Here is a 23,397-nt window from a genome sequence, read left to right as displayed (position 1 = left end):
GTGAATAGCGGCGGAGTCGGGCGGCGGCTGGGTCGGGCGGCGGCGGGCGGCCGGCGGCGGGCGGCCGGCGGCGGGCGGGCGGCGGCGGGCGTGCGGCGGCGGGCGTGCGGCGGCGGGGCGGCGCGGCGGCGTGGGTGGGCGGCTTGGTCAGGCTTTTCGGCGGCGTCGGCGGGCGAGGGTGAGCCGCGTCGCGGCGGCCAGGGCGACGGCGGCCGTTCCGACCGCGACCGCGAGGGTGGCGGCGCGGCGCACGTCCGCCGCGGTCGGCGGCGATCCGTCCCCCAGGTGCGGCCGCTCCTCGACCCGCGAGCCGTACACGTTGCGGCCCCCGAGACGAACGCCCAGCGCGCCGGCCGCGGCGGACTCGCACTGGCCCGAGTTGGGACTGGGGTGATGGGAGCCGTCGCGCAGCCAGGTGCGCAACGCGCGGGACGGGCTGCCGCCGACGATGGGGGCGGCGGCGACGGTGAGCGCGGCGGTGAGGCGTGACGGGGCCAGGTTGGCGGCGTCGTCGAGGCGGGCGCTCGCGGTGCCGAATCGCGCGTATCGGGCCGATCGGTGGCCGACCATGGCGTCGAGCGTGTTGATCGCGCGGTAGCCGACGATGCCGGGCACGCCGGCCACCGCCGCCCAGAACAGCGGGGCGACCACGGCGTCGGACGTGTTTTCGGCCAGGGACTCCACCGTCGCGCGGGCCAGCTCCGGTGCGTCCAGTGTGTCGGGGGCGCGGCCGCACAGATTTGGCAGCTGTTTCCGCGCCGCCGGCAGGTCGCCCGCCGCGAGGCGCTCGGCCATGACACGGCCCTCGCGGGCCAGGCTGGTGCCACCGAGCGCGGACCAGGTGGCGGCGGCCATGAGTGCGGTGCGGGCGATGGGGCGATCGCGGGTGAGACGGGCACCGACGACCGCCGCGGCCACGGGCGCGCCGACCGCGACCGCGGCGAAGCGAGCGCCCGCCCGGCGGTCGTCGGCGTAGAGGCGGTCCTCCAGCGCGCCGGCGAACCGGCCGAAGCCGGCGACCGGATGCCATCGGCGGGGGTCGCCGAAGACCGCGTCGAGCACCGCGCCCAGCACGATGCCGATAGCGTCCGCCCGGGTGCCAGCCAAGAATTTCATGCCGCGAACGTACCGGTGGGGTCTGACAGTTTTGGCGATGGGTCACGGGTGAGTCGCTCAGAGTGATGCTTCGATCACTGTTGGCGGTCGGGCGGATTTCTTGTCGTACCGCCGCGGCAAAATGGGCGGCGTGGAAGGCAAGGGTGGTCTGCTCGTCGCGGGAACGACGTCGGATGCGGGCAAGAGTCTGCTGACGGCGGGGATATGCCGGTGGCTGCATCGGCAGGGAGTCAACGTCGCGCCGTTCAAGGCGCAGAACATGTCCAACAACTCGGCCGTGGCGATCGAGCCCGACGGCACGGGTGGTGAGATCGGCCGGGCGCAGGCGCTCCAGGCGGTTGCGTGCGGGCTGGCGCCGAGCGTGCGGTTCAATCCGGTGCTGCTCAAGCCCGGCTCCGACCGGCGCAGCCAGGTCATCGTGCTCGGGCAGGCGGTCGGTCACATCGGCGCCGCCAACTATGCGGAGATCAAGGACCGGTTGCGCTCCACCGTGCTGGAGACCCTGGCCGACCTGCGGCGCCGCCACGACGTGGTGATCTGTGAGGGTGCGGGCAGTCCGACGGAGATCAACCTGCGGGCCATGGACCTGGCCAACATGGGGCTGGCGCGGGCCGCCGACCTGCCCGTGATCGTGGTGGGGGACATCGACCGCGGCGGGGTGTTCGCGGCGCTGTTCGGCACGGTGGCCCTGCTCGACGCCGAGGACCAGGCGTTGGTGAGCGGGTTCGTCATCAACAAGTTCCGGGGCGACGCGGGGCTGCTGCGGCCGGGGGTGGAGTCGCTGACCGAGTTGACCGGGCGGCCGACGTTCGGGGTGTTGCCTTGGTCGTATGACCTGTGGCTCGACGCGGAGGACTCGCTTGCCTATGACGGGCGGGTGCTCGGGCGGCCGGCGCCGGCGCGCGGCAGCCAGTGGTTGCGCGTTGCGGTGATCCGGCTGCCTCGGTTGTCGAACGCCACGGATGCCGAAGCGCTGGCGTGTGAGCCGGGGGTCCAGGTCCGGCTGACCGTCGAGCCGGCCGACATCGCCGACGTCGATCTCGTGGTGGTCCCCGGCAGTAAGTCCACTGTGGACGATCTGGCGTGGCTGCGCGAGCGGGGGCTTGCCGATGCGATCGTCCGGCACGCCAAGGCCGGGCGCCCGCTGCTCGGCATCTGTGGCGGGTTCCAGATGCTCGCGGAGCGCATCGACGACGAGGTGGAGAGCCGGCAGGGGACCGTTGCGGGGCTCGGGCTGCTGCCCGTCGACGTCGCGTTTGCCGAGCGCAAGACGTTGGCGCTGCCGAGCGGGACGGCGTTCGACGGGGTGGCCGTTACGGGGTACGAGATCCATCATGGGCAGGTCACCCGCGGCGTGGAACGGCCGTTCATCAGGCGGCCCGACGGGAGCGGGGAGGGGGCGGTCGCGGGCAACGTGTTCGGCACGCACTGGCACGGGGCCTTCGAGTCGGACGAGTTTCGGCGGGTGTTCCTGACCGAGGCGGCGCGGCTTGCCGGGCGGCACGGGTTCGAGGTCGCGCCGGACACCTCGTTCGCGGCACTGCGGGAGCGGACCGTGGACGTGCTGGGGGACCTGGTCGAGGAGCATTTGGACACCGGCGCGTTGTGGCGGTTGATCGAGGGTGGCGCGCCTCCCGGACTGCCGACCATCACCGTGGGGACGCGATGATCGGGTAATGGCGGGCCGGAGTCCGACGAGCGGCGATGTATGAGAACGGGGGAGACGGTGAAGGGGACGTATCGGGAGCTCGCGTCGACCGTGCTGGCGTCGCCGGCGCGGCTGGGGGCGGTACGGGTGGTCGGGGTCGACGGGCGAGCCGGGTCCGGGAAGACGACGTTCGCGGGGCGGCTCGCGGCCGAGCTGGGGAAGAGTCGGCGGGTGGCGGTGCTGCACACCGACGATTTCCTCGACGGGTGGGCCAAGCTGCTCGTCTGGCAGCCGCGGCTGCGGGAGTGGGTGCTGGAGCCGTTTCGGCGGGGGGAGGCGGGGGCGTACCGGCGATATGACTGGGAGCTCGAGCGGCTCCGCGACGAATGGACGACCATTGAGCCGCCCGAGGTCCTGGTGGTCGAGGGCGTGGGCAGCGCGTCAGCGGCGATGCGAGCCGACCTGACGCTCGGCGTGCTGGTGTACGCGCCGCGGGACCTGCGGCTGCGGCGCGGGCTGGAGCGTGACGGGGAGGCGCTGCGCCCGGAGTGGGAGCGCTGGATGGCGGGCGAGGACGGCCATTACGCCGAGGACGCGACCGCCGAGGCCGTCGACCTGCTGGTGGACGGCGCTCCGGCGGATGCACATGATCCGGAAATTGAGTACATCATCGGCACGACCGGGTGGACGGCCCGCGCAACACTGGGGGACGATCCGGAGAGCAGGCCGGACGGGGAGGGGTGGAGCGGATGAGCACCGACGAGGCGCAGAGCGGAAATCCTCCGGTACGACGGCGGGTGGTGCTGACCGGGATCAGTTCCCGGGCCTGGGAGCACCCGGCCGATCGGGGTGCGCTGGTCGCGCTGCGGGAGCTGCGCGGGTTTGACGACGTGCTCAAGTCGCTGCACGCGTTGTGGAACGAGCGGGCCTGGCGGCTGCAGTTCCTCGGCAACGCGATCCGGGTCGACCACCGGCAGTACCCGAGGGTGCACCGGCTGCTCGCCGAGGCCGGCGCGTCGCTCGACATGGCCGAGCTGCCGGAGCTGTTCGTGCAGCAGGACCGTTCGATCAACGGCATGTGCATCGGCATGTCGAAGCCGTTCATCGTCGTCAACTCCGGGGCCGTCGAGCTGCTCGACGACGAGGAGCTGCGCTGCATGCTGGGGCACGAGCTCGGGCATCTGATCAGCGGGCATGCGGTGTACCGGACGATGGTCATGATCCTCACGGACTGGGCGGTGCGGCTGGCCTGGCTGCCCGTCGGGTCGATGGTGCTGCGGGCGATCGTGGCGGCGCTGATGGAGTGGTGGCGCAAGGCGGAACTGTCCGCCGACCGCGCCGGGCTGCTGGCGTGCCAGGACCCGGCCGCCTCGCTGCGGCTGGCGATGAAGCTGGCCGGCGGCGGCGACCTGTCGGAGGTCGACACGACGGCGTTTCTGGAGCAGGCGGCCGAGTTCGACCGGGCCGGCGACCTGCGCGACAGCCTGATCAAGATTCGGATGGTGACGGCGCGCTCCCACCCGATGCCGGTGGCGCGGGCGGCCGAGGTGCGGGCCTGGATCGACAGCGGCGAGTATCAGCGGATTCTGTCCGGCGACTACCCGCGCCGGGACGACGACGGCAATGCGTCGGTCAGTGAGGAGATCAAGGCCGCGGCGGCGTCGTACCGCCAGGCGTTCAGCCGGTCGCAGGACCCGCTCGTGTCGCTGCTGCGCAAGCTCGGCGACGGCGCCGCGGACCTGGGCGGTTGGGTCGGCGCCGGTGCGGGCCGCATGCGCGGCTGGATGCGTGGCAACGATTCTGACGGGGCGGACGGCCAGACGGCGGCGAGCTAGGCGACGAGAGGCCGCGCGGAGGCGGACGGCCAGAAGGCGGCGAGTTGGGCGACGGGAGGCCGTGCGGAGGCGGACGGCCTGACGTCGGCGAGCTGGGCGACGGGAGGCCGCGCGGAGGCGGACGGCCTGACGGCGGCGAGTTGGGCGGCGGGAGGCCGCGCGGAGGCGGACGGCCTGACGGCGGCGAGCTGGGCGACGGGGAGCCGCGCGGAGGCGGGGGGCTGGCGCCGCGGGCGGTCCGGGGTCTGCCGGCCGCATAGATCGCGGCGGCCGCGGAGACCAGGTTGGGCTTGCGGGCTGCCACCGCCAGCCACGGAAGGGGGGCCCGCCGACGACGAGCAGCGGCCGGCGGGCCGGCGGGAATGCCTCCGCACGGTCAACGAGCGGAACGCCGCGAACCCCACGGGCCGTGGCTTGCTGAGCGGACGTATCGCGAGGGCTGCGAACGGGCGGGCAAGGGCGGGCCCGCGTGCCGTCGAAGGTGGAAGTTCGCGAGTGGCTGGTTGAGAGCAACGCGACGTCCTGGGTGTCGCAGCGGGGCGTTGCTTGAATGGGGGGCGGGAAAGGGAGCGGAACGAACGATCGGACTTCGTGCGCAGTAAGTTCTGCGTATGACAGTGCGAACCGAGGAAGAACTCCGTGCCGCGATCCGGCGGGAGATGCCGGGTGTACGCGCCGATCTTGAGCGTCTTGTCCGGATTCCGGGCATTGCGTTTGCCGGGTTTGATCACAGCCACGTGGAGCGGTCGGCCGAGGCGGTTGCCGAGCTGCTGCGCGGGGTTGGGCTGCCCGACGTGCGGATCGTGCGCAAGGGCGGACAGCCCGCGGTGATCGGGCGTCGGCCCGCGCCTCCCGGTGCGCCGACCGTGCTGTTGTACGCGCATCACGACGTTCAGCCCGTCGGGGACCTCTCGCAGTGGGTCAGCGATCCGTTCGAGCCCGTCGAGCGGGACGGGCGGCTGTACGGGCGCGGGGTTGCCGACGACAAAGCCGGCGTCATGGCGCACGTCGCGGCCCTGCGGGCCTTCGGGGACGACCTGCCCGTCGGGGTGGTCGTGTTCGTCGAGGGCGAGGAGGAGTACGGGTCGGAGTCGCTCGAGGATCTGCTGCGTGAGTATCGCGACGACCTCGCGGCCGACGTCATCGTGATTGCCGACTCCGGCAACTGGGACATCGGGCAGCCGGCGCTGACGACCGGGCTGCGCGGGATCGTCAACGGGTTCGTCGAGGTGCGGGTGTTGGAGAACGCCGTGCACAGCGGGATGTTCGGCGGGGCGGTCCCCGACGCGCTCATGACGCTGTCGCGGCTCATCGCCAGCCTGCACGACGACGACGGGGACGTGGCCGTCGAAGGGCTGCTGCGCACGCCCTCGGCGCCGCTGGACTACCCCGAGGAGCGCTTCCGCGAGGAGGCGGGAATGCTCGACGGCGTGCAGTTCATCGGCAGCGGGCGGCTCGTCGAGCGGCTCTGGACGCGGCCGGCGATCTCGATTCTCGGCATCGACGCGCCGGGGACCGCGGGGGCGCCCAACGCGCTCGTGCCGGTGGCCAAGGCCAAGTTCAGCGTGCGGATCGCGCCGGGGGACTCGGCGCAGCGGGTGTACGACGCGATCACCGAGCATCTGCGCCGGCACGCGCCCTGGGGGGCCCGCGTCACCGTCGAGCTCGAGCAGCTCGGCGAGCCGTGCGTCATCGACGCGAGCGGGCCGGCGTTCGACGCGGCGCGGCAGGCGTTTGCCGATGCGTGGGACGGGGCGGAGCCGGTGGACATGGGGATCGGGGGCTCGATTCCCTTCATCGCCACGTTCCAGGACCTGTTCCCGAAGGCGGCGATCCTGGTCACCGGGGTCGAGGATCCCGACACGCGCGCGCACGGGCCGAACGAGAGCCTGCACCTGGCCGAGTTCGAGCGCGTGTGCACCGCCGAGGCGCTGCTGCTGTCGAAGGTGTCCCGCCTGACCGCGTAATCGGGACCGATCCCAGAAAATGATGATAAGTCGGATAAATCCGGGCATCTCCGATGCCCGGATTTATCCGTTATGGGCCTGTCGAGAACGCGGGCCAAAGCCGCCGAAAGGGCAGCTAAGGCCAGTAAGGAAGCACAGACAAGGGCGCGGCTAAAGGCTGCTGACGGACCAGGCAAGAGGGGGGCCGGGGACGCGGCGGAGGGCCCGCGCGTGACACGGCTGAAGGCGGCCGGGGACAGGCAACAGCGGCCGAATGCGCCGAGGGCGTGCGCGGTCGGCCCGCGTTGAGGAAATGCCTGCCGCCACGTGGCGGTGGAAAAGGCAGCGACCGAGAACCGGTTGGTCGCCAGGGAGTACAGCTCAGCTGCGGGGCGGGAGCTTCACGACGCTGACGAAGAACTCGTCGATCTGGCGGACGACCGCGATGAAGCTGTCGAAATCCACCGGCTTCGTCACGTAGGCGTTCGCGTGCAAAGAGTAGCTGCGCAGGATGTCCTCGTCGGCCTGGGAGGTGGTCAGCACCACGACCGGGATTCGGCGCAGGTCCTGGTCCTCCTTGATGACCTGCAGCACCTCGCGGCCGTCGACCCGCGGCAGGTTCAGGTCGAGCAGGATCAGGTCGGGGCGGGTGGCGTCGGCGAAGCGGCCCTCCCGGCGCAGGTACGCAAGCGCCTCCTCGCCGTCCTGGACGACGTTGAGCTTGTTGCGGACCTTGTGCTCCTCGAACGCCTCCTGGGTCATCAGGACGTCGCCCGGGTCGTCCTCGACCAGCAGCACCTCGATGGGCAGGGAGGATTCGACGGGGGCGGTCATTCTGCGGACTCCTCGACAATAACCGGCGTGGGCGCCGGGAGGGTGAACCGGAACAGCGTACCTTCGCGGTGCGACGGGTCTATCCAGATCCGCCCACCGTGATATTCGACGATCTTCTTGGCGATGGCGAGGCCGATGCCCGTTCCCGGGTACGTCTCCTTGGCGTGCAGGCGCTGGAAGATCACGAAGACCTTGTCGGCGAACTCGGGCTCGATGCCGATGCCGTTGTCCTCGACGCTGACCTCGAACTCGCCCTCGTCGGTCAGGTGGCTGTCGATGATGATGCGCGGCGGCACGTCGGGGCGGCGGAACTTGATGGCGTTGCCGATGAGGTTGGAGAACAGGGCGCCCAGCAGGGGTTCCTCGCCGTGCACGACCGGCAGGTCGGTGAAGACGATCTCGGCCTGGGTGGCCTCGCGCTGGGCGTCGAACTGCGCGGCGGCGTCGAGGACGACCTTGTTCAGGTCGACGTCGGTGAAGCCGTTGGTCAGCCGGCCGATGCGGGAGAACGCGAGCAGGTCGTTGATGAGCCGCTGCATCCGCTGGGCCCCGTCGACGGCGAAGCCGATGTACTGGTCGGCGCGCTCGTCGAGCTGGCCCGAGTACCGCCGCTGCAGCAGCTGGCAGAAGCTCGCCACCTTGCGGAGGGGCTCCTGCAGGTCGTGGCTGGCCACGTACGCGAACTGCTCGAGGTCCCGGTTGGAGCGCGTCAGCTCGGCGGCCTGCTGCTCGAGCATCCGGTTGGCCTCCTCGACCAGCCGGCGGGCCTCCTGCACGTCGTTGAGGTCGGCGTTGATCCGCCGGCGCATGGTGTCGACGTCGCTCGCCAGCGCGCTGAGCTCGGGCGGGCCGGAGCTGCGGATTTCGTACCCGTAATCGCCGCCGGCCACCCGCCGCACCTCGGCCGCGAGGCCCGTGACGGGGCGGGTCACGAGGCGGCGCAGCAGCAGGGCCAGCAGGACACCGGCGGTGACCACGACCACGGCGGCGAAGATCAGCAGCAGGATGAGCACCGTGCTGGTCTCGCGCACCTGGGCGGCGACCTCGTCGCGGCGCACGGTCAGCCGCTGCGAGAGCTCGGCGATGCGGCCGGCGGCGGCGTTGTACACGGCGCGTGACTGGTCGGTCGGCGCCGCGCGATCCGGGTTGACGCCGTCGGTGCGGGTGGCCTGGATGAGGGGCTCGGTGATCTGGCTGCGGTACGCCGCGGTGGCCGCCGCCACCTGGTGCACCGCGTCGACGAGCGCGGGCTCGCCGGCCACCAGGCGCTCGGTCTCGCCGAGGATCTGGCTCTCCTGCGCCTGGGCGTCGCGGTAGCTGTCGAGGTCGGAGTCCTTGCCGGTGAGCGCGAACGTGCGCACGCCGGACTGCTGGCGCAGCAGCTGGGAGTACAGGCGCTCGGCGTTGTCCCGGGCGGGCGTGAGCCGCTCCATGACCTCGGTCGTCTCGCTGCGGTTGGCCGCGGCCGTCGCCGTCGCGCTGACCGCGATGATGCCGAGCAGTCCGGCGACGATCGCGCACAGCGCGGCGATGCGCCGCCACAGCGACCAGGACGACGGGGTCATTTGGCTCCCAAATCCGGGGTCGGGGTCAGCAGCAGCACCGCGATGTCGTCGGGCACCGGGCCGCCGTTGTGGGCCTCGGCCTGCTGGGCCAGCCAGCCGGGCAGGTTGGGGGCGGCGACCCGGTCCGGGTCCTCCAGCACCCGGCACAGGCCCTCGACGCCCAGCCGGTCGCCCGGCGCCGCGTCGGGGCCGGCGGCGCCCTCGATGAGGCCGTCGGTGTACAGCAGCAGCGCCCACCCACCGGCCGGCTCCAGCGCCACCTCGGTCGCCGGCCGGGGCATGCCCGGCACGACGCCGAGCACCAGGCCGGGCTCTACGTCGCAGGGTGCGGCCCGGCCGCCGGAGAGCAGGATCGGCGGCGGGTGCCCGGCGACCCGGATGCGCGCGATGCCGGCGGCCAGGTCGACGGTGGCCACGGCGACGGTCGCGAAGAGCTCGTCGGTGCGCCGCTCGGCGACCAGGACCTGCTCGAGGGAGTCCAGGATGTGCTCCTCCGGCACGCCGGCGAGCACGAGCGCCCGCCACGCGACGCGCAGCGCCACGCCCAGTGGCGCCTCGTCCACGCCGTGGCCGCACACGTCGCCGATGAGCAGGTGCAGGCGGGTGCCGCCGTCGACGCCGATCGCGTCGAAGAAGTCGCCGCCCAGCAGGGCGCGGTCGCGGCCGGGGCGGTAGATGTTGTACAGCTCGGCGGCCACGTTGCGCATCAGCGGCTGTGGGAGCAGGCCGCGCTCGAGGCGGGCCGACTCGGCCTGGCGCAGCTCGGACTCGCGCAGCAGGCGGGCCTGCTCGTCGGCGCGGCGGCGCTCGACCGCGTAGCGCACCGCGCGCGACAGCCCGGCCCCGTCCACGGCGCCCTTGACCAGGTAGTCCTGGGCGCCCTCGGCGACCGCGGCGATGCCCAGGTGCTCGTCCTCGAGGCCGGTGAGCACGCAGACCGCGGCGCCGGCCGCGTGCTGCAGCACCTGGCGCAGCCCGTCGAGGCCGCTCGCGTCCGGCAGCCCGAGGTCGAGCAGGACGCACTGCACCTCCCGGAAGCGGGGGAGTGCCTCGCGCATGGTCTGGGCGATCTCCACGTCGAACGGCGCGTCGGCCTCCGCGAGCAGCTCGCGGACCAGGAACGCGTCGCCCGGGTCGTCCTCGACCAGCAGCACGCGGATCCGCTCGCCGGGGAACGGACCGATCCGCCGGTTCCGGAGATCAACCGTCGTGCTGACACTCGCCATGCTCAGACCCGTCTCCGGGGCACAGATACTTGTCGCGCGGCACACATGAGGACGATCCTCCCCTACGTGACGGCTGGGCGCATGTGCGGTTGCAGTGTCTCAGGCCCGGCGGTGCATGTGCACATGGCCATCACCCGGCCGCGTGCCATCGATCAAGCACCCGGCCGCACGCCATGGATAAGCTTTCGCGCGTGCACGGGCTGGAGAACGTCGTCGGACTGATCGCGGTCGTGGTCGCCACCTCGGTGGTCGCCCGCCGCATCGGCGTGTTGTCGCCGATCCTGCTGGTCGTCGTCGGCATCGTCATATCCTTCGTCCCGGGCCTGCTGGAGATCGAGCTCGACCCCGAGGTGGTGCTGCTCGGCATCCTGCCGCCGATCCTGTACGTCGCGGCGCTGGAGACCTCCGTGCCCGCGTTCAAGTTCAACCTCCGGCCGATCCTGCTCCTGGCGGTCGGGCTGGTGTTGTTCACCACGGCCGCGGTGGGGTTCACGCTGCACATGCTGCTTCCGGCGGTACCGCTGGCCGCCTGCTTCGCCCTGGGTGCCGTCGTCGCCCCGCCCGACGCGGTGGCGGCCACGGCGGTGGCGCGGCGCATCGGGCTGCCGCGGCGGGTCGTCACCGTGCTGGAGGGCGAGAGCCTCATCAACGACGCGAGCGCCCTGGTGACGCTGCGGGTCGCGGTGGCCGCGGCGGTCGGGCAGGCGGTCGACGGCTGGTCGATCACGCAGCAGGCGTCGGTGGCGGTCATCGGCGGCGTCGCGTTCGGCGTGATCGGCGGGCTGGTCATCGGCTTCGTGCACAAGCGGATCAAGAATCCGCTCATCGACAACGCCGTGTCGCTGCTCACACCCTGGGTCGTGTTCCTGCCGGCCGAGCGGGTGCACGCCTCCGGCGTCGTCGCGGTCGTGGTCTGCGGGCTGTCGCTGGGCCACCGGATGCCCACGCTGATGTCCGCCGCGTCCCGGCTGCAGATGGACGCCTTCTGGCGGATGGTGAAGTTCCTGCTCGAGGGCGTCGTCTTCCTGCTCGTCGGGCTGCAGCTGCGCACGCTCGTCGCGCACGTCGAGCGCTCCTTCGCCTTCACCATGGGCGCGCTGGTCGCCGTGGTCGGCGTGGTGATCCTGGCCCGGATCGCGTGGCTGTTCCCCACGACGTACATGACCCGGGTCATCCCGCGGGTGCGCCGCCGCGACCCGGCCCCGCCACTGGCCGCCCCGGCGGTGATCTCGTGGGCCGGCATGCGCGGGGCGGTCACCCTCGCCGCGGCGCTCTCGCTGCCCGAGCGCCTGGCCGACGACGCGTCCTACCCGCGTGGCCTCTTCGTGATCCTGGCCTTCGGCGTCATCGTGGCCACCTTGGTACTGCAGGGAGCCACCCTCCCCACCGTCGCGCGCTGGCTGAAGGTCCCGCCGGACGACGAGAAGGAGGACGCGCTCGCCGAGGCGGCGGTGCAGCACGAGGCTTCCCGAGCCGGCAAGGACCGCCTGGAGGAGGTGGCCGACGACGCGCCCGACGGCGTGGTCGAGCGGCTGCGGCAGGTGGCCCTGAGCCGCTCCAACCTGGCCTGGGAGCGCCTGGGCCGCGCCGACCGGGAGACGCCGTCCGCCGCGTACGCCCGGCTGCGGCGCGAGATGCTGATCGCCGAGCGCGAGGTGTTCCGCAAGGCGCGAGACACCGGGCGCATCCCGGAGGAGACGCTGCGCCAGGCGCAGCGCGACATGGACCTGGAAGAGTCACTGCTCGAGCGGGGGGATCTGTGAGCTGCGTGCATCTGGAGGCGGCGGAGAAGGTCGAGCCGCCGGAGGTGGAGGGCTGCCCGGAGTGCGTCGCGGGCGGGTTCACCGACTGGGTACACCTGCGCCAGTGCCTGGCGTGCGGCCATGTGGCCTGCTGTGACTCCTCGCCGCGCCGCCACGCCACCCAGCACTTCCTGTTGACCCACCATCCGGTGATGCAGTCCATCGAGCCGGGGGAGTTCTGGCGCTGGTGTTTCGTACACGAAACGGTGGGCTGAGCGGCTCCCAGCCGGAAATCGTCGTGTTCTCAGCGAGTTCAAAGGAGACGCGGGACACAATCGTTCGAAGTTGGGCATGCAGCCGGGTGCGACCGTGTTGCCATGGTCAACGGGGGATCCTCACAGCGGGGTAAGGGGACGGGCCATGACGAGTCCGAGATGGTGAGTGCCGTACTGGACCTCGTGTCCACGCCGGGCGTGCTCTACGCCACGGTCCTCGTCCTGCTCACCGTTGACGCGTTCGTTCCCGTAGTACCGGCCCAGGCCCTCATGATCGGCGGGGGCATCCTGTCGACGTCCGGCCACGCGGAGCTGCTGCTGCTCGTGCTCGCCGGCGCCCTCGGCGTCATCGCCGGTGACCTGCTCGCGTTCCTCCTGGGCCGCCGGCTCGCGCGCCGGGGCGGCCTCGGCCGGGCGCTGCCGCGGCGGGCGCAGAAGGTCGCGGCGAAGCTCAACTTGGCGATGCAGAAGCACATCTTCCTGGCCGTGCTGTTCTGCCGGTTCGTGCCGGCCGGGCGCATGATCACCGCCGTCTACGCCGGCCGCAACGGGGTCTCGACCCGCCGCTTCGCCACCTACGACGTGGTCGCGGCGGTCCTGTGGGCCTCCTACGGCGCGCTGCTGGGGCACTTCGGCGGGGAGGCGATCGCCGACTCGTCGTGGCTGCCGCTGGCCCTCGTCGCCGCCGGTGCGCTGCTGTTCGTGGCCGGCGCGCCGCTGCTCGGGATCGTGAGCAGGGCCCGGCGCCGCGCCGCCGCGGAGGGGCGCCCGGTCCGGATTTGCCGCCGCACCGCCATGGAGACCCTCGCCGCCGCGGAGCCCCTGGCCGCCATCGAGGTCATGGTCGCGGCCGAGGCCGTGGCCGCCGCCGAGCACGTCGTCGTGCAGATCAACGGCCTGGAGAGCGCCACCAGCTAGCCTCAGCCGGCCGGGCCCGGCCGGCTCCTCAGCCGGGCGGGGCTTAGCCGGCGTCAGCCGGACGGGGCGCGGAAGGGGTCGTGCTCGGTCAGGATGCGGTCGAGCCGCGCCTGGTCCACGCGCTGGACGACGGAGGCCGTCTCCTGCTGGTCGCGGATGACCTTTGCCAGCGTGAACGCCGACGTGACGGTGTACAGCAGGCCCAGGCCCAGAAACGCGCGCATCCACGCGTTCACGGGCAGATAGGCGATGCCGACCCCCATGCCGGTCAGCGCGATGCCGAACGACAGGGCCGACTGGACGAAGAAGGCGAACGTGGTCTTCGTGTTCATGCCGCCAGTGTCGGCCCGGCCGAGGTCAGACCGCCTGAGTACGCGTACTCACTGCTGGCCGGCGTGCACCTCAGACGGGCTGTGCAGCTCGGTCTTGTGCACCCGCTCCCACGCCTCGATCACCTCGGGCGTCACGTGCACCCGGAAGTAGTCGTTGGCGCTGAGCCGGTTGGTGACCGGCTCCTCACTCTCCGCGAGCAGCAGCCCGGGGACGAGGTGCAGGCCGTTCTGCACCGCGGCGCTGAGCCGCCGGTGCCCGTCGATCACGTAGTAGTCCGGCCCGCTGTGCCCGATGGTGAGCGGCTCGAGGTCCTCGGGCTGGGCGCCGGCGAGCTCCTGGGCGAGCGTCTCGTCGGCGAAGTCGATGACCCGGGTCGGGTAGATGCGCATCGGGTCGAGCAGCAGCAGCGGCGTCCGCTCGCGCAGGATCTCGGTGCCGAGCCGGCCCTCGAACGCGGCCTGCACGGCCGAGACGACCTCGTCCGGGGTGGCCCGGGTGCTGTCGGCGACCAGGTCGTAGTTGCGCAGCTTGTACTTGTCCGCGCCGTAGCGGGTCAGGAACCGCATCCGCTCGCTCTCGCTGCGGCTGTGCAGGTTCTTCTTCGCCTCCTCCAGCGAGGCGTAGTTCTCCACCTCGCTGTGCGGGCGGGCCAGCACGCGGCGGGCCGCCTCGTTGGGCTCGGTGATGAGGTGGACCTTGAACGCCTCGTGGAAGAAGAACCAGGCGAGGCGGCTGTCGACGATGAGCTGCTCGCCGGAGCGCGCGATCTCGCTCTGCAGGTTGTCCACCGCGCTGTCGATCGCGTCGTCGAGCTCCGCGTGCAGGTTGAGCTGCAGGGCGGTCATGCCACGGCGCTGGGCCATCTCCCGGTACATGTCGCCGACGCTGATGCGGCGCAGCCCGAGCCGGCTCGCGAGCTCGACGGAGACCGTCGACTTGCCGCTGCCGAGGTCCCCGTTGATGACGACGGACCGGTGATTGCTCATGCGCAACTCTCCTGGTAGTGGGCGTCCGGAGCCTAACACGCGCCCGTTGCGGAGCCATTTTGGCCAGGATGGCCGCCCCGCAAGGTAATCGGGGTGAAACATCGGGGTGGAAGCATCCGCAGGCACCGCCCCCCGATGAGGTGACCCTTGTTTCTTACCCGCCACGAGCAGGAGCGCCTGCTGATCCACGTCGCCGCCGACGTGGCGCAACGCCGCCGGGACCGCGGGCTGCGGCTCAACCACCCCGAAGCCGTCGCGATCATCACCGCCTTCCTGCTGGAGGGCGCCCGCGACGGGCGCAGCGTGGTCGAGCTGATGGAGGCCGGCCGGCACGTGCTCGGCCGCGACGACGTCCTCGAGGGCGTCCCCGAGATGCTGACGGAGGTGCAGGTGGAGGCGACATTCCCGGACGGCACCAAGCTCGTGACCGTCCACCACCCGATCCCATGATCCCCGGCGAGATCGTCCCGGGCGAGGGGCCGGTCGTGATCAACGCGGGGCGCCCTGAGCTGGTGCTGAGCGTCACCAATACGGGTGACCGCCCGGTCCAGGTCGGCTCCCATTACCACTTCGCCGACGCCAACGACGCCCTGGACTTCGATCGGGCCGCGGCCCGGGGACACCGGTTGGGGGTGCCCGCGGGCACGTCCGTCCGGTTCGAGCCCGGGGTGGCCCGCGAGGTGACGCTGGTGCCGCTCGCCGGGCGCCGGATCGTACCGGGACTGCGAGGTGACCGATGAGCGAGATCGAGCGGCGGCGGTACGCCGCCCTTTACGGCCCCACCGCCGGTGACCTCGTGCGGCTGGCCGACACCGACCTGTTCATCCGCGTGGAGGAGGACCACTGCGCCGGCGGCGACGAGGCCGTCTTCGGCGGCGGCAAGGTCATCCGCGAGTCGATGGGCCAGTCCCGGGCGACCCGCGCGGAGGGCACCCCCGACACCGTCATCACCGGCGCGGTCATCCTCGACCACTGGGGCGTCGTGAAGGCCGACATCGGCATCCGCGACGGGCGCATCGCCGGCATCGGCCGGGCCGGCAATCCGGACATCATGGACGGCGTCGACCCGGCGCTGGTCATCGGCCCGTCGACGGAGATCATCGCCGGCAACGGCCGGATACTCACCGCCGGCGCCATCGACTGCCACGTGCACCTCATCGCCCCGCTGATCCTGGAGGAGGCGCTCTCCAGCGGCATTACCACGATCGTCGGCGGCGGCACCGGCCCCGCCGAGGGCAGCAAGGCGACCACGGTCACGCCCGGCGTCTGGCACCTGGCCCGCATGCTCGAGGCGCTCGACCCGTGGCCGGTCAACGTGCTGCTGCTCGGCAAGGGCAACACCGTCTCCGAGGAGGCGATGTGGGAGCAGCTGCGCGCCGGCGCCGGGGGCTTCAAGCTGCACGAGGACTGGGGCACCACCCCGGCGGCGATCGACGCCTGCCTGCGGGTCGCCGACGCCTCCGGCGTGCAGGTGAACATCCACACCGACACGCTCAACGAGGCCGGGTTCGTCGAGGAGACCCTGCGCGCCATCGCCGGGCGGTCCATCCACGCGTACCACACCGAGGGGGCCGGCGGCGGGCACGCGCCCGACATCATCACGGTCGCCTCGCACCCCAACGTGCTGCCGTCCTCGACGAACCCGACCCGGCCGTACACCCGCAACACCCTGGCCGAGCACCTCGACATGCTCATCGTCTGCCACCACCTCAACCCGAGCGTGCCCGAGGACCTGGCGTTCGCGGAGAGCCGGATCCGGCCCTCGACCATGGCCGCCGAGGACCTCCTGCACGACCTGGGCGCGATCTCGATCATCGGCTCGGACTCCCAGGCGATGGGCCGGGTCGGCGAGGTCGTGCTGCGCACCTGGCAGACCGCGCACGTCATGAAGCGGCGGCGGGGCGCGCTGGCGGGCGACGGGCCGGCGGACAATGAGCGCGCCAAGCGGTACGTCGCGAAGTACACCATCTGCCCGGCCGTCGCCGCCGGCATCGACCACGAGGTCGGCTCCGTCGCCGTCGGCAAGCTCGCCGACCTGGTCCTGTGGGACCCGGCGTTCTTCGGGGTCCGCCCGCACGTGGTGATCAAGGGCGGCGCGATCGCGTGGGGCGCGATGGGCGACGCGAACGCCTCCATCCCGACCCCGCAACCGATCCTGTCCCGGCCGATGTTCGGCGCCTACGGGGCGGCCGCCCCGGCCACCAGCCTCGCCTTCGTCGCCCCGGCGGCGATCGAGGACGGCCTGGCCGACCGGCTCGGCCTGCGCCGGCGCCTGGCCCCGGTCGCCGACACCCGCGCCCGCGGCAAGGCCGACCTGCCGGGCAACGACGCCCTGCCGCGCATCGAGGTCGACCCCGACACGTTCACCGTCCGCATCGACGGTGAGGTGGTCGAGCCCGACCCGGTCACCGAGCTGCCGATGGCCCAGCGGTACTTCCTGTTCTGACAAGCGGATTCATGATGGCGCTGTTCACCCAACTCCTGCTGCTGGCCGACGGCCGGTTCCCCTCCGGCGGCCATGCGCACTCCGGCGGGCTGGAGGCGGCGATCGTGCGGGGCCGGGTCACCGACCTCGACGACCTCCGCGCGTTCCTGCGCGGCCGGCTGCGCACTGCCGGCCTGGTCGCGGCGGCGTTCGCGGCCGCCGCCTGCGCCCGGCCGGACGCCGCCGAGGAGCTGGAGGAGGAGCTCGAGGCCCGCACCCCCTCGCCGGCGCTGCGCCTCGCCGCGCGCCGGCAGGGCCGCTCGATGGGCCGCGCCACCGCCGTCGTCTGGCCCGGCGCGCCCGTCGCCCGGGTCTCGCAGCCCGTCGCGCTCGGCATCGCCGCCGCGGCGGCCGGGCTGACCCCGCCGGAGGCGGCGCACATCGCCGTCTACCACGCGATCTCCGGCCCGGCGAGCGCCGCGGTCCGCCTGCTCGGCCTCGACCCGTACGCGGTGCACGCCCTGCTCGCCGAGCTCGGCGAGGAGTGCGACGCGGTGGCCCGCGAGGCCGCGCGCTGCGCGGACGGGCCCGCGGCCGACCTGCCGGCGGCATCGGCCCCGCTGCTCGACGTCTCCGCCGAGGACCACGCCACATGGGAGGTAAGGCTCTTTGCAAGCTGAACACACGCACGACGACCCGCACGACGCGCTGCCGCACACCCACCGGGCCGTGCGCATCGGCATCGGGGGCCCGGTCGGCTCCGGCAAGACCGCGCTCGTCGCGGCGCTGTGCCGGGCCATGTCGGGCGACCTTCGCGTCGCGGTGGTGACCAACGACATCTACACCACCGAGGACGCCGACTTCCTGCTGCGCAACGGCGTCCTGCCGGCCGAGCGCATCCGCGCGGTCGAGACCGGCTGCTGCCCGCACACCGCCATCCGCGACGACATCTCGGCCAACCTCGACGCGATCGAGGAGCTCGAGGAGAGCCTCGGGCCGCTCGACGTGATCCTGGTCGAGAGCGGCGGCGACAACCTCACCGCGACGTTCAGCCGGGGCCTGGTCGACCGGCAGATCTTCGTGGTCGACGTGGCCGGCGGCGACAAGGTGCCGCGCAAGGGGGGCCCCGGCGTCACCTCGGCCGACCTGCTCGTCATCAACAAGACCGACCTGGCCCCCCTCGTGGGCGCGGACCTCGGGGTGATGGAGCGCGACGCGGCCGCCCGCCGCGGCGACCTGCCCACCGTGTTCCTCTCGCTCGTCGAGGACCGGGCCGCGAAGCCGGTCCAGGAGTGGATCCGCGGCCTCGTCGCATGAGGGCGTCGGCGCGGATCGTCGCCGAGCGCGAGAGCGCCCGGACGGTGTTGCGCGTCCTGAAGGGCGAGGCCCCGCTCCTGCCGCGCCGTACGGGCCCCAACGAGGTCCACATCGTCGGCGGCGCGGCGGGCCCGCTCGGCGGCGACGACCTGAGCCTCGAGGTCGAGGTCGGGCCGGGCGCCGAGCTGTGGCTGCGCACGGTCGCGGCGAGCGTCGCGCTGCCCGGGCGCGACGGCGCCGAGTCGTGCCTGTCGGTCCACGCGACGGTCGGGGAGGGCGGGTTCCTGGCGTTCCTGCCCGAACCGATCGTCGCGGCCGCGCGCTGCCGCCACCACAACGTGTCGGTCGTGTCGGTGGCCGGGGACGCCCGCCTGTTGTGGCGCGAGGAGGCGGTCTTCGGCCGCCACGGCGAGCCTTCGGGCGACCTGCGCCTGTCCACGACCATCAGGCGCAATGCCCGGCCCTGGTACCGCAGCGACGTCGCGATCGGCCCCTCGCACCCCGACGGGCCGGCGATCCTGGACGGCGCCCGCGTGCTGAGCACGCTGATCACCACAACGGACATTACCGAAATATCCGAAAAATCGTCAAAGGCCGACGCGGCCGTCATGGCGCTCGCCCGCGGGGGAGTCGTGGTCACCGTGGTCGGGGACGATCTCACCGCCGCCCGGCGGATCACCGGGAGGCTGGTTACACCGGCGCAATAGACGAGCAAAGCGGGAGTAACGGCCGGGGCGTGTACTCACGAACGACTCACCGATGGTGAGGCGCGCCTAGGGTTCCGCGGCCCTCCACACAGGACTGCCGGCTGGTCCGAGAGGCGCAGGCGCCCCGCTGCGGGCGTTCCACGGCGGGACAAAAGCCCGGGAGACAGCCGACGCGTCCGGCTGCTCCGTGGCCGGACAGCCACACCCGGAGGGTCTGTCCGAATGGGTCTCTTCCACAACCACTACGGGCCCGAGGCCCGCTACGCCGTCGAGCGCGAGGCCGAGCTGCCCACCACCAAATGGGAGGAGGAGGTCGCGCGCGGGCTCGAGCTCGGGCTGCCGGGCGCCGACTCCATCGTCGACAAGCGCATCCCGACGTTCTCCCGCGGCGAGCTGCCCCACTTCGCCGGCATCAACACCTTCCTGAAGGCGCCGTACCTCGAGGACGTGCGCCGCTGCGGCGAGTACGACGTCGCCGTCCTCGGCGCCCCGTTCGACGGCGGCACCACGTACCGCTCCGGCACCCGCTTCGGGCCGCAGGGCATCCGCAAGATCTCGGCGCTCTACGGGCCGTACAGCTTCGAGCTCGGCGTGGACCTGCGCGAGTCGATCACCATCGCCGACCTCGGCGACGTGTTCACCATCCCGGCCAACATCGAGAAGACGTTCGACCAGATCTCCAAGGCGGTCGCGCACGTCTACGAGTCCGGCGCGTTCCCGGTCGTGCTCGGCGGCGACCACTCCATCGGCTACCCCACCGTGCGCGGCGTCGCCCAGCACATGACGGGCAACCTCGGCATCATCCACTTCGACCGGCACGTCGACACCCAGGAGACGGACCTCGACGAGCGGATGCACACCACGCCGTGGTTCCACGCCACGGACATCCCCAACGTGCCCCCGAAGAATCTCGTCCAGATCGGCATCGGCGGCTGGCAGGCGCCGCGCCCGGGCGTCAAGGTCGGCCGCGAGCGGGGCACCACCATCATGACCGTCACCGACTGCGTCGAGATGGGCATCGAGGCCGCGGCCGAGCGGGCCCTGGAGGTCGCGTGGGACGGCGCCGACGCGGTGTGGCTGTCCTTCGACGTCGACTGCCTCGACGCCGCCTTCGTGCCGGGCACCGGCTGGCCCGAGCCGGGCGGGTTCCTGCCCCGCGAGGTCCTCAAGTTCATCCAGCTCATCGCGGAGAAGCCGCTCGCCGGCATCGAGGTCGTGGAGTGCTCGCCGCCGTACGACAACGCCGAGATCACCGCCCTCATCGCCACCCGCGTCATCTGCGACACCCTCGGGTGCCTCGTGCGCGCCGGTCACCTTCCTAGGAGAGCGTCATGAAGCGTCGTTCCCTGCTGTTCGGCGCGGCCGCGGCCGCGTTCCTGGCCGCCTGCTCGGAGTCCTCCGACGCGAAGCCGGCGTCCGGGAGCATCACGCTGGGCTTCAGCGCCTGGCCGGGCTGGTTCCCGTGGCAGGTGGCCCAGGAGAAGGGGCTGTTCGCCAAGAACAACGTCGCGGTCGAGTTGAAGTACTTCGACAGCTACACCGACAGCCTCAACGCCCTGGCCACCGGCAACCTGACGGCGAACAGCCAGACCCTCAACGACACGCTCTCGTCGGTCTCCGGCGGCGCGAAGCAGACGATCGTGCTGCTCAACGACAACTCCACCGGCAACGACCAGATCATCGCCGCGCCGGGCATCGCCACCGTGGCCGATCTCAAGGGCAGGAAGGTCGCCGCCGAGCAGGGCACCGTCGACCACTATCTGCTGCTGCTCGCCCTGGAGAAGGCCGGGCTCACCGAGAAGGACGTGACCTTTACGCCGCTGCTGACCGACGCCGCGGCCGCCGCGTTCGTGGCCGGGCAGGTCGACGCGGTCGGCGTCTTCGCCCCGTTCACCACCACGGCGCTGGGCCGCGCCGGCAGCAAGGCGGTCGCCACGTCGAAGGACTTCCCGGGCGCGATCCCCGACACGCTGTCGTTCCAGTCGCAGTACGTCGCCGACCACCCCGATCAGGTGCAGGCCGTCGTGCAGACCTGGTTCGACACCGTGGCGTGGATCAAGGCGAACCCGGCCGAGGCGGTGAGCATCATGGCGAAGAAGGGCGGGGTGTCGGACGCGGACTACAGGACGTACGACGCCGGCACCACGATCTTCACCAGGGAGCAGAACCTCGCCGCGTTCGAGCCCGGCTCCGACGCGACCCACCTGGACTTCCAGGCGAAGAAGATCGCCGGCTTCCTGGTCAGCACGAAGCTGGTCGACGCCGCGCCGCCGCTGGACGGGCTGTTCGAGCCCAAGTTCGTGAAGGCCGTGCGGTGACCGCGGCGACGGCGGCCGGACCGAAGCCTTCCGGGGCGCAGCCGTCGGTCCGGGCGTCATGGCGGCCGCTGCCGCGGCGGCGCACCGTGCGCCCGCCCCGCGCCGTGTTCGCCATCCGGGCCCCGCTGCCGCCGGCCGCCCGGACCGCGCTCGTCGCGCTGTCGGTGCTGCTGCCGCTGGCCGTCTGGCTCGGTCTCGGCGCCGCCGGCGTGGTCGACCCGCGCTACCTCCCCCCGCCGGACAAGGTCTGGCACGCGGGGCTCGACCTGGCGGCGAGCGGGCAGCTGTGGACCGACCTGTGGGCCACGCTGCAGCGCATCCTCTACGGCTTCGGGCTCGCGGTGCTCGTGTCGGTGCCGCTGGGCATCGCCATGGGCAGCTTCAGCGCGGCGAACGCCCTGCTGGAGCCGCTGAGCGGGCTGCTGCGGTACCTGCCGGCGGCCGCGTTCACCCCGCTGCTGCTGATCTGGCTGGGCATCGGCGAGAACCCGAAGATCGCGCTGATCTTCCTGGGCACGGTCTTCTTCAACATGCTGATGACCGCGGATGTCGTACGCCTGGTGCCGCGCGACTTCATCGACGTGGCCTACACCCTCGGCGCGCGCCGGGGCGAGGTGCTGCGCAAGGTCATCGTGCCGCACTCGCTGCCGGGGCTGCTCGACGCAGTACGGGTGAACTTCGCCGCGGCCTGGAACCTCGTCGTCGTCGCCGAGCTCGTCAACAGCGAGACCGGGCTCGGCAAGCGGATCCTGCTGGCCCAGCGGTTCACGCAGACGGACAAGATCTTCGCCATCCTCGTCGTCATCGCCGTCGTCGGGGTGGCGACTGACGTGCTGCTGCGGCTGGCGCGCAACCGGATCGGACGGTGGGTGTAGTGCTGGCGCTGGCCGGGGTCGGGCGCACCTGGGGTACCACGGCGGCCCTGGAAAATGTCTCTCTGGAGATCGCCGCCGGGCAGTTCGTCTGCGTGGTCGGCGCCAGCGGCTCGGGCAAGTCGACGCTGCTGTCGATCGTCGCCGGGCTGCTCGCGCCCACCTCGGGCGCGGTCACCCTCGCGGGGGAGCCGGTCACCGGGCCGGGCCCCGAGCGCGGCCTGGTCTGCCAGTCCGGCGCCGTCTACCCGTGGCGGACGGTCGAGCAGAACATCGGCTTCGGCCTCGAGCTGCTCGGCCTGCCGCGGGCCGAGCGGCGGGCGCGGGTGGACTGGTACCTCGCCGAGACCGGCCTGGCCCCGCTGCGCGCGTCGCTGCCCAGGCAGCTCTCGGGCGGGCAGCGCCAGCGGGTCGCGATCGCGCGGGCCCTGGCCTGCGAGCCGCGGGTGCTGCTGCTCGACGAGCCGTTCGGCGCGCTGGACGTGCAGACGAAGGAGGACATGCAGGTGTTCCTCCGCGGCGTGTGGCGCGACACGGGCACGACGGTGCTCATGGTCACCCACGACGTCGAGGAGGCCGTGTTCCTCGGCCAGCGGGTGGTCGTGCTGGCCAGCCACCCGGGCCGGGTCGCCGCGGACGTGCCGGTCCCGTTGCCGGAGGACCGCGACCGGCTGGTCAAGCGCACGGCGCCGTTCCAGCGGCTGCGGGCCGAGGTCGAGGACCTGATCCGCGCCGCTACCTGAGGAACAGCGCCGCGATCTTCGGCAGGTGCTTGCGGACGGCCTGGTCGTCCTCGTCGTCCCAGTCGTCCTCGACCAGCGGGGCGACCTGGCCGGTCCGCGCGCGCAGCAGCATCGGATAGTCGTCGGCCTCGCCGTACAGGTCCTCGGCGAGGTCCTCGACCTCCCGCGGCGCGAGCTCGTGAGCGGCCAGCTCGCCCGCCGCCACGGCCCGGATCACCGGGTCGTCGGCGAGGTCGTCCGGTGCGGCGACCGCCCGCTCGTAGACGTCGCGGCCCCGCGCGATCAGCCCGTCGACGAACGCGTCGGCGTAGCGGGCGACCACGCGCCCCACCGCCCACATCGCCGAGGAGTTGGCGCGCGCCTGCAGCTCCGTGCGGCGCGCGTCGAAGTCGAGCAGCTCGCTCTTGTCGAGCGCGCCGAGCCGCATGCGCAGCGCCCCGGTGAACCGCTCCGCGAAGCCGGGCGAGACACGATCCCCGGCCTCGGCCCGCGCCCCGTCGATGATCGACCAGAAAGTATCGCTGTCCACGGCAAGGAAGTCTGTCACCCCGCCGCACCCTCCGGCCAACCTTCGCCGGGGTAGCGTTCCGA

The 23,397-nt window shown here is 72.4% G+C and carries 24 protein-coding genes and 1 riboswitch; of the genes, 17 read left to right on the top strand and 7 right to left on the bottom strand.

Translation table 11 applies throughout. From position 1 onward, the window contains the following. Positions 1-147: 147 nt before the first annotated feature. On the bottom strand, positions 148-1,116 hold the full coding sequence (locus tag ACQEVU_RS44040; RefSeq protein WP_433334594.1) for a cobalamin biosynthesis protein: 969 nt from the start codon (positions 1,114-1,116) through the stop codon (positions 148-150). Positions 1,117-1,237: 121 nt separating this feature from the next. Here ACQEVU_RS44040 and ACQEVU_RS44035 point away from each other — a divergent pair, with 121 nt between their 5' ends. From ACQEVU_RS44035 to ACQEVU_RS44020, 4 genes are all read left to right on the top strand, one after another. Next, complete coding sequence (locus ACQEVU_RS44035) at positions 1,238-2,785, top strand: cobyric acid synthase (RefSeq protein ID WP_433334592.1); 1,548 nt, start codon at positions 1,238-1,240, stop codon at positions 2,783-2,785. Between the two features lie 39 nt (positions 2,786-2,824). Next, the gene (locus tag ACQEVU_RS44030) at positions 2,825-3,517 is read left to right on the top strand and encodes a uridine kinase family protein (RefSeq protein WP_433334590.1); all 693 of its coding nucleotides are present in this window, start codon (positions 2,825-2,827) and stop codon (positions 3,515-3,517) included. Further along, positions 3,514-4,599, top strand: a complete 1,086-nt coding sequence (locus ACQEVU_RS44025) for a M48 family metallopeptidase (protein WP_433334588.1) — start codon at positions 3,514-3,516, stop codon at positions 4,597-4,599. Before ACQEVU_RS44030 ends, ACQEVU_RS44025 begins: the two co-directional genes overlap by 4 nt. Before the next feature lie 611 nt (positions 4,600-5,210). Next, a complete protein-coding gene (locus ACQEVU_RS44020) occupies positions 5,211-6,566 on the top strand; it encodes a dipeptidase (RefSeq protein ID WP_433334586.1) in 1,356 nt (451 codons plus the stop codon). A 360-nt stretch (positions 6,567-6,926) separates the two neighbouring features. Here ACQEVU_RS44020 and ACQEVU_RS44015 read toward each other — a convergent pair whose 3' ends face one another. From ACQEVU_RS44015 to ACQEVU_RS44005, 3 genes are read right to left on the bottom strand one after another with little or no spacing between them, the layout of a single operon-like run. Further along, positions 6,927-7,379, bottom strand: a complete 453-nt coding sequence (locus tag ACQEVU_RS44015; RefSeq protein ID WP_433334584.1) for a response regulator — start codon at positions 7,377-7,379, stop codon at positions 6,927-6,929. Further along, positions 7,376-8,944, bottom strand: a complete 1,569-nt coding sequence (locus tag ACQEVU_RS44010) for a sensor histidine kinase (RefSeq protein ID WP_433334582.1) — start codon at positions 8,942-8,944, stop codon at positions 7,376-7,378. Before ACQEVU_RS44010 ends, ACQEVU_RS44015 begins: the two co-directional genes overlap by 4 nt. Further along, positions 8,941-10,170, bottom strand: a complete 1,230-nt coding sequence (locus ACQEVU_RS44005; RefSeq protein ID WP_433334580.1) for a PP2C family protein-serine/threonine phosphatase — start codon at positions 10,168-10,170, stop codon at positions 8,941-8,943. Before ACQEVU_RS44005 ends, ACQEVU_RS44010 begins: the two co-directional genes overlap by 4 nt. Positions 10,171-10,361: 191 nt before the next feature. Here ACQEVU_RS44005 and ACQEVU_RS44000 point away from each other — a divergent pair, with 191 nt between their 5' ends. From ACQEVU_RS44000 to ACQEVU_RS43990, 3 genes are all read left to right on the top strand, one after another. Next, positions 10,362-11,933: a Na+/H+ antiporter gene (locus ACQEVU_RS44000; RefSeq protein WP_433334578.1), complete on the top strand. Its 1,572-nt coding sequence runs from the start codon at positions 10,362-10,364 to the stop codon at positions 11,931-11,933. Beyond that, positions 11,930-12,187 carry a UBP-type zinc finger domain-containing protein gene (locus tag ACQEVU_RS43995; RefSeq protein WP_433334576.1) on the top strand — a complete coding sequence of 86 codons (258 nt, stop codon included), beginning with the start codon at positions 11,930-11,932 and terminating at the stop codon, positions 12,185-12,187. The genes ACQEVU_RS44000 and ACQEVU_RS43995 overlap by 4 nt, the downstream gene beginning before the upstream one ends. Before the next feature lie 159 nt (positions 12,188-12,346). Beyond that, positions 12,347-13,105, top strand: coding sequence for a DedA family protein (locus ACQEVU_RS43990; RefSeq protein ID WP_433334574.1), 759 nt, complete (start codon positions 12,347-12,349; stop codon positions 13,103-13,105). A gap of 53 nt (positions 13,106-13,158) precedes the next feature. Here the strand turns inward: ACQEVU_RS43990 and ACQEVU_RS43985 are convergent, their stop codons facing one another. Both ACQEVU_RS43985 and ACQEVU_RS43980 read right to left on the bottom strand, forming a co-directional pair. Then, complete coding sequence (locus tag ACQEVU_RS43985) at positions 13,159-13,437, bottom strand: YiaA/YiaB family inner membrane protein (protein WP_433334572.1); 279 nt, start codon at positions 13,435-13,437, stop codon at positions 13,159-13,161. A 48-nt stretch (positions 13,438-13,485) separates the two neighbouring features. Continuing rightward, a complete protein-coding gene (locus ACQEVU_RS43980; protein WP_433334570.1) occupies positions 13,486-14,424 on the bottom strand; it encodes an AAA family ATPase in 939 nt (312 codons plus the stop codon). A gap of 147 nt (positions 14,425-14,571) precedes the next feature. On the opposite strand from ACQEVU_RS43980, the gene ACQEVU_RS43975 reads away from it, so the two are divergent. From ACQEVU_RS43975 to ACQEVU_RS43930, 10 genes are all read left to right on the top strand, one after another. Next, a complete protein-coding gene (locus tag ACQEVU_RS43975; RefSeq protein ID WP_433334568.1) occupies positions 14,572-14,874 on the top strand; it encodes an urease subunit gamma in 303 nt (100 codons plus the stop codon). Further along, the gene (locus ACQEVU_RS43970) at positions 14,871-15,164 is read left to right on the top strand and encodes an urease subunit beta (protein WP_433334566.1); all 294 of its coding nucleotides are present in this window, start codon (positions 14,871-14,873) and stop codon (positions 15,162-15,164) included. The genes ACQEVU_RS43975 and ACQEVU_RS43970 overlap by 4 nt, the downstream gene beginning before the upstream one ends. Further along, entirely contained in the window at positions 15,161-16,870 is a 1,710-nt protein-coding gene (locus ACQEVU_RS43965) for an urease subunit alpha (protein ID WP_433334564.1), read from the top strand. Before ACQEVU_RS43970 ends, ACQEVU_RS43965 begins: the two co-directional genes overlap by 4 nt. A gap of 11 nt (positions 16,871-16,881) precedes the next feature. After that, a complete protein-coding gene (locus ACQEVU_RS43960; protein ID WP_433334562.1) occupies positions 16,882-17,529 on the top strand; it encodes an urease accessory protein UreF in 648 nt (215 codons plus the stop codon). After that, positions 17,519-18,166 carry an urease accessory protein UreG gene (ureG, locus tag ACQEVU_RS43955; protein WP_433334560.1) on the top strand — a complete coding sequence of 216 codons (648 nt, stop codon included), beginning with the start codon at positions 17,519-17,521 and terminating at the stop codon, positions 18,164-18,166. The genes ACQEVU_RS43960 and ureG overlap by 11 nt, the downstream gene beginning before the upstream one ends. After that, the gene (locus ACQEVU_RS43950; protein ID WP_433334558.1) at positions 18,163-18,873 is read left to right on the top strand and encodes an urease accessory protein UreD; all 711 of its coding nucleotides are present in this window, start codon (positions 18,163-18,165) and stop codon (positions 18,871-18,873) included. The genes ureG and ACQEVU_RS43950 overlap by 4 nt, the downstream gene beginning before the upstream one ends. Positions 18,874-18,928: 55 nt before the next feature. Continuing rightward, a riboswitch (guanidine-I (ykkC/yxkD leader) is annotated at positions 18,929-19,038 on the top strand. 57 nt (positions 19,039-19,095) lie between these two features. Then, complete coding sequence (locus ACQEVU_RS43945; RefSeq protein WP_433334556.1) at positions 19,096-20,208, top strand: agmatinase family protein; 1,113 nt, start codon at positions 19,096-19,098, stop codon at positions 20,206-20,208. Then, positions 20,205-21,191: an ABC transporter substrate-binding protein gene (locus tag ACQEVU_RS43940; protein WP_433334554.1), complete on the top strand. Its 987-nt coding sequence runs from the start codon at positions 20,205-20,207 to the stop codon at positions 21,189-21,191. The genes ACQEVU_RS43945 and ACQEVU_RS43940 overlap by 4 nt, the downstream gene beginning before the upstream one ends. Beyond that, complete coding sequence (locus tag ACQEVU_RS43935; protein WP_433334552.1) at positions 21,188-22,066, top strand: ABC transporter permease; 879 nt, start codon at positions 21,188-21,190, stop codon at positions 22,064-22,066. The genes ACQEVU_RS43940 and ACQEVU_RS43935 overlap by 4 nt, the downstream gene beginning before the upstream one ends. Next, positions 22,057-22,806 (top strand): ABC transporter ATP-binding protein, encoded by a 750-nt coding sequence (locus ACQEVU_RS43930; RefSeq protein WP_433334550.1) that lies wholly within the window; start codon positions 22,057-22,059, stop codon positions 22,804-22,806. The genes ACQEVU_RS43935 and ACQEVU_RS43930 overlap by 10 nt, the downstream gene beginning before the upstream one ends. Here the strand turns inward: ACQEVU_RS43930 and ACQEVU_RS43925 are convergent. After that, complete coding sequence (locus tag ACQEVU_RS43925) at positions 22,799-23,335, bottom strand: DUF4240 domain-containing protein (protein ID WP_433334548.1); 537 nt, start codon at positions 23,333-23,335, stop codon at positions 22,799-22,801. The two genes, ACQEVU_RS43930 and ACQEVU_RS43925, sit on opposite strands and share 8 nt — an antisense overlap. Positions 23,336-23,397 lie beyond the last annotated feature (62 nt).

The sequence above is a fragment of the Dactylosporangium sp. CA-139066 genome, assembly GCF_050936175.1.
Taxonomy (GTDB): Bacteria; Actinomycetota; Actinomycetes; order Mycobacteriales; family Micromonosporaceae; genus Dactylosporangium.
Note: the sequence above shows the minus strand (reverse complement) of the source record. Positions and strands in the feature narration are given on the sequence as shown.